The organism is Nostoc sp. CALU 546 (assembly GCF_048836525.1).
Genome location: NZ_JAWJTF010000099.1, coordinates 1 through 13,779 on the forward strand (window position 1 = coordinate 1; position 13,779 = coordinate 13,779).

The window sequence follows — 13,779 nt, forward strand, 5'->3', positions numbered from 1 at the left end:
CTCTGCCTTTAGTCAGATATTGAGTCAGAGACTCAATGAATGCATTCCCAGTCGGAGACTGGGAACGAGGAAATGCTTATCAAGCTAGGTTTTTAGGACTTGTGTGTACACGTAGCTTATTAAGGGGAGCCAGCGCGGTCTTCTCCCAAGGGCGATAGCGCAGCGTTAGCGAGTCTGCGAGCGTCTGGGGTCTCCCCAAGTGGAGCGACTGGCATGGGCTAGGGGGGATCGAATTATATTATGCAGCTATTATGCAGCTTCATAAAAAATTGGTATTACTACTTTTGATCTGTGGACTAGCTTTCAAATTGTGATACAGATTATGGATGAGCAGACTAAATAACAAAAAAGCCTGCCGTTCTCCTTAGTTTAAGAGGAAACTGTGACAGGTTTCATGAGTATTGGGCTGCTTTGCTAGACTAACAACTGAGTTCAACTCCTTGTCATGTAAAGACGCTATGTGTAGCTGACTTCACCATAGGAGTATAGATAATTTAAAATTCAAAATTCAGAAATTATAGAGGTGCAGATAATCGCTAGTTATTTTTTCCTGTTTTTGAATTTTGTTATCAACGAAGATTTGTCAACATAAGTGTTTTTGAACTAATTATTTTTACCCACTTTTAACCGGACACCCGTTATTAGAGACGGTGTATTTTTGGCTGCGATAATAACGAGTACAAATGCTACTTGATTTTTTGTTTAATAAAAGTCACAACCTGAGTTAGTTGTTTTTTCAACCCATCAATTTCTGCTTGCATTTTGACAATTTTCTCGTTCAACGCATTAATTTCTGCGTTAGAGACTCCTCCGGTACTAGGATCTGCATTGCTTACCGCCGTAGGCATCGCAACAGTTGCAACACTAGAGGCTGCGTTGCTTGCCACCGTAGGCATCGTAGCAGTTGCAACACTAGAGGCTGTAGCTGTGCTACTTTTAACAGCAACTCCTGCTCCGACTGCGACGAGTTCTGGGCGTGGCTGTTTCGCCTTGGTCATAGCTAACTTAATTGCGCTAATTAGTTGCTTCTGATCAAAAGGCTTGCCTAGAAATTCAAAATATTCAAAGGGTTCGGTAATTTTCTCAGTCACCTCTTCCTTGCGACCAGACATGATCACTAAAGGAATTTTCCTTAACTCCGGATCGGCTTGAACTTTCTGGAAAACCTCCCAGCCACTCATTTTAGGCAACAGGAAATCCAGCATAATCAGGCTGAGTTTTTCCTGAAGGATAAAATTCAGTCCTTCCAAACCATCTTTTGCTTCCAGTACCTCAAAATTGCCCGGAGGCAACATTTCTCGTACTTTTACCCTGACAACTGTAGTGTCATCGATAACTAAAATCTTGTTGCTTGCCACGACTGTTTGCTCTAACAGAAACTATAAGTGTAAATAGCGGCCTTGCCGATTGTCCTTGAGAATCCTCCCACTATATACAAAATTTCTAGCAATTGGGGGATAGTATATTTCGGTATAAATGACATTGCTAGAGGTGTTTTGCAAAACTTCTATTTTTGTTATGGGTAATTTATGTCATCGTGATATTTAAAGCTTAAACTTGCCCCACAGTTCCTTTGGATCTTGCTTGAATGTCTATGATTTCGTCACAACAAGCCGAACTCAAGTCTGAAATTACGGCAATGCCTAGCTGGTTACGTCGCCCTATTGCCAAAGCTAGTGAAATCTCTACCGTACAACGCATTATTAAGCAGCGCCAGATTCACACGATTTGCGAAGAAGGGCGCTGTCCCAATCGGGGAGAGTGCTATGCCCAAAAAACTGCAACTTTCTTACTAATGGGGCCTACCTGTACACGCTCTTGTGCTTTCTGTCAAGTAGATAAAGGTCATGCACCAATGCCTCTTGATTTAGAGGAACCCCAAAAGGTAGCACAGGCGGTGCAGCTTTTAGGATTGCGTTATGTCGTGCTGACTTCTGTAGCCCGTGATGACTTGCCCGATCAGGGTGCAGGGCACTTTGTAGAGACGATCGCGACTATCCGCCAATTGAACCCAGAGACTCAAATTGAAGTGCTGACCCCAGATTTTTGGGGTGGTGCTGGTGTGGGGGAATCAGGTCAACGCCAGCGGATAGCGATGATTGTGAAAGCCAAACCAGCTTGTTTTAATCACAATATTGAGACAGTACGACGCTTAACTGGGCCAGTGCGTCGGGGAGCCAAGTACGATCGCTCGCTTTTAGTTCTGGCTATGGTCAAAGAAATCGATCCGACAATTCCCACTAAATCAGGTTTGATGCTAGGACACGGGGAAACACTTGATGAAGTCGTTGAAGCAATGGCCGATTTAAGGGCTGTAGAGTGCGATCGCTTGACTATCGGGCAGTATATGCGTCCTTCTTTAGAACATCTGCCAGTTCAAAAATATTGGACTCCAGAGGAATTCGAGCAACTTGGCATATTAGCATGGGAAATGGGATTCAATCATGTTCGTTCCGGGCCTCTGGTTCGCAGTTCCTATCATGCTGGAGAGGAGGGAGTAGGAAGTGGGGAGTGAAGAAGGGAATAGGGTACAGGTTACAGGGTGCAGATTATTCCCTATCACCTGTCACGGCAAGTCTTTCACGCCACTGAGTCTGAAGAAAGGGTTACAGGGTGCAGATTATTCCCTATCACCTGTCACCTCTCACCTCTCCCCTAATCCCAATCCCCAATTCCCAACTTCACACAAATATTCTTAAAGAATTTGGGTATTTGGTACGCCAGTTTGGTATTTCTTAAAAAGTCATGACATAAGGAGAATCGCATTATGACCGCTAAAACAACGAAGAATTCCGCAGTTGCCGACAGTGGAGCTAAACCTCCCTACGCTTATCGCACAGGCTGGGCATTGTTCTTGTTGGCTATCAATTTCCTGGTAGCAGCCTGGTATTTCCACATTATTGAATAATTAGAAGTGGAATGGTGCTGCTCAAATCGTCCCTTTGAATAAACCTTTGGGACGAATGAGCAGCACCAAAATCATGATCAACAGTGCTACACCTTGTTTATACTGTGAACCCAGCCAAGGGGTGCTAATTTCCTGGACAATGCCAATGATAAAAGCTGCTGCGATCGCACCGTAGGGATTGCCAATGCCACCAAGTATTACTGAGGCAAATAATGGTAAAATTAAAAACCATCCCATATTCGGGCGCACGGCTGTAATTAACCCATACATACTTCCGCCCAATGACGTAAGAGTGCCCGCAATTAGCCAAGTCCAGAAAATTACTCGGTCAACATTGATACCTGAAACCCTAGCTAAATCCAGATCGTCGGCAACTGCTCGCATTGCCTTGCCAATTTTGGTATTTTGCAGCAGGTAATGCAACGCCAAAATTGCTAGCACCGCCAATCCCAATACCAATAATTGATTTTGCGGCACTTTTAAACCCAAAATATCTAAAGCCGGAGTAACAGGTAAATTATAGTTTTGGTTCTTGCCACCCCAGATAAAAATAATCCCATTGCGAAGAAATAAGGCAAGTCCGATAGAAATAATAATCAGCGTAGTGGAAGTAGCACGGATAGAGCGCATCTTTGACCACAACAACTTTTCCGATAACAGCATTGCTGCTACTGTTCCCGCCGCCGCCAAAATCATTGACAGCCAAATATTAACTCCAATAGTGTTTATCAGCCAAGTCAGATAGGCTCCTAAGGTGAGAAAATCACCATGAGCAAAGTTAGATAATCGTAAAATTCCGTATGTAAGAGTCAGTCCGACTGCCGCTAGAGCAATAATGCTCCCCACCGCAATCCCATTAACGATTAGTTGGGCGAATTGTGTATCCATAAGTCTTAAGTTGCTTTTAAAAAATTTTAGGTCAGTGGCTCATAAAATATTTTTTTTGGTCTAGCTGCTAAACTCGACATCATAAGCTATGGTTTATAACAACATAAGTTATGGTTTATAAATAAAAAAGAATTGTCGGCTAATATACATAGAATCCTATTGGGATTTTTATGTGAAGCTAAACTTGTTCAGCGGTCTAGTTGACCATGCAGCAGTATTCAAGCTTATCAGACCAGAACTCACAGATAGATGCAACGCCAAAACTTTTGAGAACAATTGAGCAACTTCGCGCACAGCTGTGGCTGGAGAGCAGCTTGAACAAGTTGCAAAGTCGCCTTAATGATTGCCTGCTTTCTGCTTGTAACACTGTCCCACAGACAGGAGCCGCACAAGCGGAAATTCTCCAAACTGTGGTTAACGAAATTAACAGTGCTGTTAACAGCAGTAATCTGGTGCTTGCAGATTGTGCCGTAGGCATTGCTCTGTTTCAACCACAAGAAACTGTGGCCACAGTTTGCTATATTTCTCGTTCTCCATCCCCAAACTCACAACCTTTATTTCTAGAAGTGCTGACAGCAGAAAAAAAGCTGCTGTTGAGATTGCAAGAGGTCATAAAACTCGAAGATTTGCAACAGCTTGAGAATCAACAACCACCCAGCGCTTGGCGGTTGGCTGATGATTCTGGCAGCGTTATGGGTTGGCTAATTATCGCCGCAACGCCCCTAAGCTCTGATCGTGAGTCGCTCATGAAATCACAAGCTCAACTCAGATCACAATTGATGGCAAGGTCTGCTAAGTACTGTACTACAGCTTTGGTACAACTTAGACACATCCTATCTTGGGAGCAACGGTATCAACAGTTAAGTAACTCTAATCAAGAATTGGAGCGCACCAATCAACTCAAAAATCAGTTTTTGGCAAATACCAGTCACGAAATTCGCACACCACTTAGTTCCATTATTGGGTTTACCCACCTGCTTTTAGCTCCAGGGTACGAACCAACTAGAGAACGCCAGCAAGAGTATTTAAATATCATTCAGTCTAGCGGCAAGCACCTGCTAGCTCTGATTAATGATATTTTGGATCTCTCTAAAATTGAAGCAAATCAGCTGGAAGTGCAGTGGGAAACAGTAGATGTGCCAGTGCTGTGTAGCAATGTTTTGGCACTGGTGAAAGAGAAAGCCGCTAATAAGGGTTTGAAACTGTGCCTAGAACTTGAACCTGATATTACAACCCTAGTAGCTGACCCCTTACGACTCAAGCAAATGCTGTTGAATTTACTCTTCAACGCCCTAAAGTTTACTAGTAAAGGAAGTGTTGGTTTACAGGTTGCTGCCAAAGGCGTATCTGTGCATTTTACAGTTTGGGATACTGGCAGTGGCATTTCCCAAGAAGACCAAGTTCAACTGTTTCAACCCTATTTCCAAATTGCTAAGGCTGTAGCTGATGGCGTTGAAGGTACTGGTTTGGGTTTAGCAGTGACTCGGAAACTTGCCCAAATTCACGGTGGTTCGGTGAAAGTTGAATCTGAGGTAGATCGCGGCTCCCGTTTTACCCTTGTACTTCCCCTTAAGCAAGAAGTGGGAGTTGGAGGAGATGAAGAAGCAGGGGAAGATGAGGGAGCAGGGGAAGCAAAATTTTCCTCATTTCCTGTGCCTTTCACCCCTAGTTCTTCTGTAGAAATTTTGCTGGTAGAAAATGACTTACCCAACGCTGATTTGATGCAAATTTATCTACGTAAATTGGGATATCAAGTGACTTGGGTTAAGAATGCTGCCGAGATGTGGGAAACTCTAACTGAGTTAGAGCCGGTGCTGATTTTAATGGATGTTTATCTAGCAGATGGAAATGGTCTTAACTTGGTGCAACAACTGCGAGAACATCCACAATATCGGACGATTCCGGTAATTGTTCAAACAGCAATGGCAATGAAAGGCGATCGCGAAACTTGTCTAGCCGCTGGTGTAAATGACTATATTTCTAAACCAATTGATTTACCACTTTTAGCCCGTCTGGTGGCTAAGTACAGTCAAGCACCAACGTTGGTTGATGGGGAGCAGAGGAGCAGGGAAGCAGAGGAGCAGGGGAGCAGAGGAGCAGAGGGGAAGTTACAGTAAGTCTTTCCTCTCTGGGTCTTATGCCCAAAGCGCCATAACTAATGACTACAATATAAATGATTGGGTGCTATCGGGTTTTGGCAGGATTGGGAAATGATGCTGACAGAAAAATTTGAGCAATTAAGAGCCTTATTTAGAGAAATGGAGCAGGCGTTGATTGCCTACTCTGGAGGCGTTGACAGTACTTTGGTTGCCAAAATTGCTTATGATGTGTTGGGCGATCGCGCTTTGGCTGTCACTGCTGTTTCTCCTTCGCTGTTGCCAGAAGAGTTGGAAGACGCGAAAATTCAAGCTGCAACTATTGGGATTCCTCATAAAATTGTCCAGACTCACGAGATGGAAAATCCCAATTACACCTCTAACCCAGTTAATCGCTGTTATTTTTGCAAAAGTGAATTGCACGACACTCTCAAACCTTTAGCTTTAGAGTTGGGTTATCCCTATGTAGTCGATGGGGTAAATGCTGATGATTTGCATGATTATCGCCCAGGAATTCAGGCGGCTAAGGAAAGAGGGGCGCGATCGCCTTTAGCAGAAGTGGGTGTCAGCAAAGTTGAAGTTCGCCAACTTTCGCAACAACTTGGTTTATCTTGGTGGGATAAACCTGCTCAACCTTGCCTCAGTTCTCGGTTTCCTTACGGTGAAGAGATTACTGTAACTAAGTTGCAACGAGTCGGTAGAGGAGAAATTTATCTGCGAAAGCTAGGTTGGCAGAATTTGCGTGTGCGATCGGAAGGAGATACAGCACGCATTGAATTACCACCAGAACAAATTAAAGAGTTTGTGTTGACTAATGATTTACAAACATTAGTTTCTGCATTCCAAGATTTTGGATTTATCTATGTAACCTTAGATTTGGAAGGTTATCGTAGCGGTAAGTTGAATCAGGTTTTGAATCGGGAAGCCTTGGGCGTTAAAGCATAAGATTTTGAATTTATTTACCTTCTAGAGAAACTAGAAAGCAACCGTTAATCCTCCAGATATTATCGGGCTGTTTTTCCATAAAATATAAAGCCCTCAAGGGAATTCCATCAGGAGAAAGTAGTAGCACTGGTTGAGTTATGTTTCCCTGGATGGTTGTTACCTTTTCAAAAAAAACAGAACGAGGACGGTATACTGCCGGGTAGCTTGTCTTTACCATCTGCATAAAATTTTCTGGGTTTCTGAATTGTGCCTGAATTGTTGGACTAGCGAAGGCAAAAGCACCTTGGGCATCATCCTTTTTAAAGGCTGCCAATTGGTGTTCAATTACAGAACGGATGTTGATGGTATCGCTATCAGGAACTTCCATAAATTTAAAATCGCGCAGGCGCAGCCCGTCGTAGACATCGCTCCAAATGTCGGCCAAGCGATCGCTCAATTCTCATGCTGAGTGAGCTTGTATTCTATCTGCTGTAGTGCTGTTCGCCACACATCATATCCTTCTTGAGACAAGTGCAATCCATCTGTAGTCAACTCTGGGCGCAAATTGCCCTCCATATCCGTAAACCAGCTATAAATATTTAGATAATTAGCGCCTTCTTGTTTAGCAATCAGGGTTAGTTGTGTGTTGATGTTACGAATGCGGCTATTGGAAAGTTTTGGTAGGCGAGTCGGCAAAATTGATTGGACAATGATTTGACTTTGGGGGTGAGTCTGTCGTAAACGACGGACAATCCGGCGATAATTACGCAAAATCGTTTCATCGCTATCGCCTTTTCGTAAGTCGTTAATCCCAGCCATAATGTAAATTACATTTGGCCGTGTTGCCGAAAATGCTCCCAATCTTTTTAAAACACCACTGGAAGTATCTCCAGATATGCCTTGATTGAGCCACAATTTACCAGCAGGTAGCTTTTCTCTAGGAAACCACATGCTTAAAGAATCGCCAATTAAGATACTTAGATGATTGGTACCTTGACCTTGAGCGATCGCTCTCGCTTCTAAAGCTAATAAACTTTTCCAGTCGTCATAAGTTAGTTGACGTTTCTTGATCGACTCCCACAATGATTGCAAATTATCACTATTTACGCGTGTATAAATCTGACCTGTTTTCAGAGCCGCCAATCTTTGGTAGTAAAGTTGATTGCCAGATGTCAATAAGAGGCTAGTTGCTTGGGTGCTGGGGTTGATTAATGACTCTGTTGCGCCTGGTAATCCCTGACTGCTGAATTCTGGTACGCTAGGGACGTTTTTCTCACTTACTGTTGGCTGCGAATTTTTTAGGGGTTGGAACGCTTGGCCGCTGAGTTCTGGTAAGGAGAGATCAACGCTGGGGATAATTTTTGTACTGACTATTGCCTGCGAACCCTGTTTTAAATCCCACAGAAATTTAGAACTTTCGGGCAGGACAATTGACAGATGTGGAAGAGCCGATGCTGGTATTGCTAGTCCTGTTAACAAGCCTGCTGCCAACAGATAAGGGTCCCTCATCGTTTTCTCTCTCCTCTACTCACTGCTTTTCCCTATGACAGCATTAGTTGTCTGTATTCAGGAAAATTTTACTTCGGTTAAGTTATTATTCTTATTTACACTGTATAGTTCTGTAAAGCGTGTTCACGAGATTATATTTGACAATTTACGATCTCTTTAAAGTACGGTTTTCTCGGTGGTATAGAAGTCTTGTTTGTAAGAATCTTTCTACTGAAAGCATTGTTTTTAGCAACTGACAACTTTCCATAACTCAGTTGTCACAAATATTGTAAGTGTTTGCAAACTTGGCGATTAGTGAGCAATTTTTGAGTATCTCAGGACAGAGGCTTTTGCTTTTGATATTGGTAATATAGGAAATAACCATTTTATTTCATGTTTCTAGATTTCAGTAAATTGGTAGCGATCGCATGAGAGTTTGCTAGACCGAGAGGCGATGTCTGACCACAAGCGGTTTCTCTACGATACGCTCCACGTAGCTTGCTTCTTTGTAAAAGTACGCGTCTACACTTTTTAATTTCTCATATTAAATTGAGCGGTGCAAATGCATCAGTTATCAAATATGGGATTAGTCAGATTAAAGATTCGAGAACTAGCAAAAGAGAAAGGATGGACACTAAAAGAAGTTTCTGACCGTTCTGGGGTAATTTACAGCACAGTTAGAATTTATGCGCGTCGTCCTGGAATGATGACAGTTGACTTTACTGCTATCCACAAATTAGCTCGCACCTTTGATGTGACGATTGAAAATTTCGTGGAAATTCTGGAGGAATAGGCAAAAGTTTAACCGTTGAGAAATTGATATCATACGATGATGTGTCCTGAGTGAGCAAGCATCAAGTTTACCATACTGAGAAGTTTAGAACTCACTATAGGAATCCGCTTTGATTTCTGAACTAATTTGCGTAGGCAGGCAATAGGGAATAGGCAACAGGCAACAGTCAAGAAGGCTTCTCAGTTGTCTTGTAGGATGTTTTTGCAGAGGGTAACGCACCATTTCAAGCTTGTAGTACCGTACTCTCGGCAATACATAATATACGTGTATTTCAAGAATAAAATACTAGTCCTATATACGTAATTTAAAAATTTATGTTTACTCATTGAAGTATGAGTTGAAACACATTTAAATTAAGTTTTACCTCTAGAGAATAACCTCATTGAAAGTGCTAAGATTTAGGCTGAATCATTAGTGTTTTGCTTTTATTACGTGGCTAGAGCTAGTACAGCGATTGGTGTCAGTCCCATTATTAAAGAGATTGTGCAAAAACAGGCACATTCGACACGTTTGACCCTAAAAGAAGTTATTCTCATGGGAATGTTAGCTATTGACAAACTAGATGATCAAGGTCGTCAAGAGCTAGCGGATCAAGTTCATCAAATGCAGGTAAATGGAGAAATCTAAGTGAGTAATTATGAGTTACGAGTTATAAGTTAGAAATTTTAACTTCTTGCTCCTGACTCTTCACTTAATTTCGTTATTCGCTAAATCGATAACGACTTCCCATTACATAATTCTCATTAATTTCAAAAGATATCCATCGGCGTTGCAGAGTTTCAGCAACAAAGCCGGTTGTATTAGAACCTGCAAATGGATCTAATACCCTATCACCTTCATCAGTTAAGAATTTGATGAAGAACTCGGCGAACCCTTGAGGAAAACGTGCTGGATGGGGTCTAATTTCTGCTGTTTTGCAGCGTCGTAAATAAACGCTATTAGATTCAGTATTAGGAATTTCTAGTAAATTCGGCGGAATTGCACCCTGGTTATCCTTTTGGAATTTATCAGAAATATCATGTCCGCTAGGACGTATTTTTGCCTTATAACCATTTTTGAGTAATTGTTTCATACTTTGGCTATAAGGCTTTAAAACTTTTCTGTTATCTGCTTTAGGATGCGGGGTTTTAGACAACCACCAAACTGTATTGACTGAATCTTTAACGCGAATTCGTCTGATTGTCACCCACTCAGCAGGGGTTGGCAGTCGAGCCGGATTATAGTGGTAAAATTCTTGAGCAAGAAAGAAACCTACTTCTTTGCATAATCTCACTAAAAGTTCGTATTGGTAGATACTCCGCACGGGATTACCAGGTAGGTAAGCGCCGCCTAAATCTAGTACGAATGAGCCATTCTCTGTGAGTACTCTTTTAAATTCATAGGCGAAAGGTAGGAACCACTCAATATATTTTTCAGCGGTTTCGTTACCGTATTCTTTTTTGCGGGTGAGTGCGAATGGAGGTGATGTGATAATTAAATTAATACTATTATCATCAATGAATTGAATAAGTTTAAGGCTATCACCTAAATATGCTGCTCCGTTCTGCTGGGTATAAAAGGGATTAAAAATTATTTCTTTTGGTGGCGTTATTGGTTCTTCTTGCAAGATTTATAAAATTATCTCGTTTTTTCTAGTTATAACTTGTTTTGGTATTATTCAAGGATTTAATTTTAACAGTTATTTTTTTGACGCAGAGGAGTATATTAACTTTGTATCTCTGTGGATGAAAATATACTCCTAAAATAAGTAAGACTGAAACACTACCACTTTTTGTATGGTAAAAATTTACCAGACATAATGATTTTAACGCGATCGCCTTTGGGGTCTTCTTCTTTTTCTATATCTAAGGTAAAGTCAATGGCACTCATAATCCCGTCACCAAACTTTTCTTGAATTACTTCCTTAATGGGGAAACCATAAACTTGCATAATCTCGTAGAAACGATAAATCAATGGGTCAATTGGTACAACTGGGCCTAATCCTTTTATAGGATATTCAGTCAATTCTTTAATATAACTATTATCTAACCCCAATGCTTCAACTAGTAACTTAGCTTCTTCCTCGGAAGCACTAGCTTGCCGATAGAATAAAGCAGCAATCCATACTTCATCACGTCCGATAACTTTTTCCAAATCGGCAAAGCTTAGTTTTTTTTCTTGTTTCGCGGCTAATAGCTTTTGAGTAATTTCGGGAAGGGACATTTGATAACTCCTAGGGTAATAACTCCTAGGGTAAATGATATGGTTTTTTACAACAAGTTTATTCAAAAGTTAGCAGTATTTTTAGTTTCCTATAAAAGCTATCATTGCGAACGCCAGCACTCGACAATCTTTTATGAGTTCTATCTCCTAAACTGGGCATCTTGCCCGCTCAATAAAAAAATCCCCCACCTTGCGGCAGGGGATTTTTATTACTTATCTACAAAACTAGCAGCCGAATTAACCGAACTTACCAGCAGTAGAAGCAATCAAGAATGCTGCGTAAGTTACGACGTAGCCAACAGTGAAGTGAGCTAGACCAACTACACGAGCTTGAACAATAGACAGAGCAACGGGCTTGTCTTTCCAGCGAACTAGGTTAGCTAGAGGAGTGCGTTCGTGTGCCCAAACAAGGGTTTCAATCAACTCTTGCCAGTAACCTCTCCAGGAGATTAAGAACATGAAGCCAGTAGCCCAAACTAGGTGTCCAAATAGGAACATCCAAGCCCAGACAGACAGGTTATTCACGCCGTAAGGGTTGTAACCGTTAATCAACTGAGCAGAGTTAGCCCAGAGGTAATCGCGGAACCAGCCCATGAGATATGTAGAGTTCTCATTGAACTGAGCTACGTTGCCTTGCCAAATACCTAGATGTTTCCAATGCCAGTAGAAGGTCAACCAACCAATGGTGTTGAGCATCCAGAATGTAGCGAGGTAGAAGGAATCCCATGCTGAGATGTCGCAAGTACCGCCACGACCGGGGCCGTCGCAAGGGAAGGCATAGCCGAAGTCCTTTTTATCGGGCATCAGCTTAGAACCACGGGCATCCAAAGCACCTTTGACCAAGATCAAGGTGGTGGTGTGCAGACCTAGAGCGATCGCATGGTGAACCAAGAAGTCGCCAGGGCCAATTGTCAAGAACAGGGAGTTAGTACCAGCATTGATGGCATCTAACCAACCTGGAAGCCAAACGTTAGCGTAGTTAGGCCATGCTGTGTAAGCAATACTATCGGGGTTAGATAGCAAAGCATCTAAACCGTACAGTACTTTACCATTAGCAGCTTGGACGAATTGAGCAAATACTGGCTCAATCAAGATTTGCTTTTCAGGAGTGCCGAAAGCAACTACTACGTCATTGTGTACGTACAAACCAAGGGTGTGGAAGCCCAAGAAAAGGGATACCCAGCTAAGGTGGGAAATAATCGCTTCTTTGTGCTTCAATACGCGGTCAAGTACGTTGCCTTTATTTTGTTCTGGATCGTAATCACGTACCCAGAAGATTGCTCCGTGAGCAAAAGCACCAAGCATCAGGAATCCAGCAATATACTGGTGATGCGTGTACAACGCTGCCTGAGTTGTGTAGTCCTTCGCAATAAATGCGTAGGAAGGCATGGAGTACATGTGCTGCGCTACCAGGGAAGTAACAACACCTAGCGCTGCTAAGTGCCATCCCAATTGGAAGTGCAGGGAGTTGTTGTAGGTGTCGTAGATACCTTGGTGAGGTAGGTTGAACGGGCCTTCAACAGGAATACCAAAGAAACTCTTGGCATTTAATGCTTCTTTGAGACTGTGACCAATCCCAAAGTTTGTCCGGTACATGTGACCAGCAACGATGAATAAAACTGCGATCGCTAGGTGGTGATGAGCGATGTCAGTCAGCCACAAAGCTTCTGTCTGGGGATGGAAACCACCCAAGAAACTCAGAATTGCAGTTCCTGCACCTTGCGATGTCCCAAAGATATGTCCAGGAGTGTCAGGGTTTTGAGAGTAAACACCCCAGTTGCCTGTAAAGAATGGTGTCAAACCGGCTGGATGGGGTGGGGTATTCAGGAAGTTATCCCAACCTACGTGCTGACCGCGAGCTTCGGGGACAGCAACGTGAATTAAGTGACCAGCCCAAGCCAATGAACTAACACCAAACAAACCTGCTAAGTGGTGGTTTAGGCGATGTTCAGCGCTCTTAAACCATGCCAAGCTAGGACGGTACTTGGGTTGCAAGTGCAGCCAACCAGCAAACAGTAATACAGCAGCGAATAATAGCAAGAACACTGAACCGTTGTACAGTTCGCCGTTATTCCGCATACCGATGGTATACCACCAATGGTAGAGACCAGAGTAGGTAATGTTTACCGGATTGCTAGCGCCCGCTTGGGTAAAAGCTTCGATCGCTGGTTTACCAAAGTGGGGGTCCCAAATCGCATGGGCGATGGGACGGATGTGAAGGGGATCTTTAATCCACTGTTCAAAGTTACCTTGCCAGGCCACGTGGAACAGGAGGCTGGATGCCCACAGGAAGATGATTGCCAAGTGACCGAAGTGAGTTGCGAAAATCTTTTGGTAAAGATTTTCTTCCGTCATGCCATCATGGGTTTCAAAATCGTTGCCTGTAGCGATCGCATACCATATCCGACGAGTCGTCGGGTCCTGTGCGAGATCCTGGCTAAATTTCGGAAATTTTGTCGCCATAGGTTTAATAAATCCTC

The 13,779-nt window shown here is 42.7% G+C and carries 13 protein-coding genes; 6 read left to right on the forward strand and 7 right to left on the reverse strand.

Translation table 11 applies throughout. The features are described 5' to 3' along the window. Positions 1-686 precede the first annotated feature (686 nt). On the reverse strand, positions 687-1,358 hold the full coding sequence (locus tag RRG12_RS33275) for a response regulator (protein ID WP_069070070.1): 672 nt from the start codon (positions 1,356-1,358) through the stop codon (positions 687-689). A 236-nt stretch (positions 1,359-1,594) separates the two neighbouring features. On the opposite strand from RRG12_RS33275, the gene lipA reads away from it, so the two are divergent. Next, positions 1,595-2,515, forward strand: a complete 921-nt coding sequence (lipA, locus tag RRG12_RS33280; protein ID WP_069070069.1) for a lipoyl synthase — start codon at positions 1,595-1,597, stop codon at positions 2,513-2,515. A 252-nt stretch (positions 2,516-2,767) separates the two neighbouring features. Beyond that, positions 2,768-2,908: a photosystem I protein PsaX gene (locus RRG12_RS33285; RefSeq protein WP_069070068.1), complete on the forward strand. Its 141-nt coding sequence runs from the start codon at positions 2,768-2,770 to the stop codon at positions 2,906-2,908. Between the two features lie 21 nt (positions 2,909-2,929). Here RRG12_RS33285 and RRG12_RS33290 read toward each other — a convergent pair whose 3' ends face one another. Then, positions 2,930-3,796, reverse strand: coding sequence for a branched-chain amino acid ABC transporter permease (locus RRG12_RS33290; protein WP_069070067.1), 867 nt, complete (start codon positions 3,794-3,796; stop codon positions 2,930-2,932). A gap of 206 nt (positions 3,797-4,002) precedes the next feature. On the opposite strand from RRG12_RS33290, the gene hrmK reads away from it, so the two are divergent. Beyond that, complete coding sequence (gene hrmK, locus RRG12_RS33295; RefSeq protein WP_420762168.1) at positions 4,003-5,913, forward strand: hybrid histidine kinase/response regulator HrmK; 1,911 nt, start codon at positions 4,003-4,005, stop codon at positions 5,911-5,913. 96 nt (positions 5,914-6,009) lie between these two features. After that, positions 6,010-6,837: an ATP-dependent sacrificial sulfur transferase LarE gene (gene larE, locus RRG12_RS33300; RefSeq protein ID WP_176726989.1), complete on the forward strand. Its 828-nt coding sequence runs from the start codon at positions 6,010-6,012 to the stop codon at positions 6,835-6,837. Positions 6,838-6,847: 10 nt separating this feature from the next. Here larE and RRG12_RS33305 read toward each other — a convergent pair whose 3' ends face one another. Together RRG12_RS33305 and RRG12_RS33310 are read right to left on the reverse strand one after the other, a co-directional pair. Then, positions 6,848-7,204: a DUF4864 domain-containing protein gene (locus tag RRG12_RS33305; RefSeq protein WP_069070145.1), complete on the reverse strand. Its 357-nt coding sequence runs from the start codon at positions 7,202-7,204 to the stop codon at positions 6,848-6,850. Between the two features lie 65 nt (positions 7,205-7,269). Further along, positions 7,270-8,325, reverse strand: a complete 1,056-nt coding sequence (locus tag RRG12_RS33310; RefSeq protein WP_420762169.1) for an SGNH/GDSL hydrolase family protein — start codon at positions 8,323-8,325, stop codon at positions 7,270-7,272. A 559-nt stretch (positions 8,326-8,884) separates the two neighbouring features. Here RRG12_RS33310 and RRG12_RS33315 point away from each other — a divergent pair. Together RRG12_RS33315 and RRG12_RS33320 are read left to right on the forward strand one after the other, a co-directional pair. Beyond that, complete coding sequence (locus RRG12_RS33315) at positions 8,885-9,097, forward strand: helix-turn-helix domain-containing protein (RefSeq protein ID WP_420762179.1); 213 nt, start codon at positions 8,885-8,887, stop codon at positions 9,095-9,097. Positions 9,098-9,529: 432 nt separating this feature from the next. Next, entirely contained in the window at positions 9,530-9,724 is a 195-nt protein-coding gene (locus tag RRG12_RS33320) for a hypothetical protein (RefSeq protein WP_073640193.1), read from the forward strand. A gap of 73 nt (positions 9,725-9,797) precedes the next feature. Here RRG12_RS33320 and RRG12_RS33325 read toward each other — a convergent pair whose 3' ends face one another. The 3 genes from RRG12_RS33325 to psaB all read right to left on the reverse strand — a co-directional run bounded on the left by RRG12_RS33325 (position 9,798) and on the right by psaB (position 13,762). Then, positions 9,798-10,703 (reverse strand): DNA-methyltransferase, encoded by a 906-nt coding sequence (locus RRG12_RS33325; RefSeq protein ID WP_069070061.1) that lies wholly within the window; start codon positions 10,701-10,703, stop codon positions 9,798-9,800. Between the two features lie 155 nt (positions 10,704-10,858). Continuing rightward, a complete protein-coding gene (gene cynS / locus RRG12_RS33330) occupies positions 10,859-11,299 on the reverse strand; it encodes a cyanase (RefSeq protein ID WP_069070060.1) in 441 nt (146 codons plus the stop codon). A 237-nt stretch (positions 11,300-11,536) separates the two neighbouring features. Further along, the gene (gene psaB, locus RRG12_RS33335) at positions 11,537-13,762 is read right to left on the reverse strand and encodes a photosystem I core protein PsaB (protein WP_069070059.1); all 2,226 of its coding nucleotides are present in this window, start codon (positions 13,760-13,762) and stop codon (positions 11,537-11,539) included. Positions 13,763-13,779 lie beyond the last annotated feature (17 nt).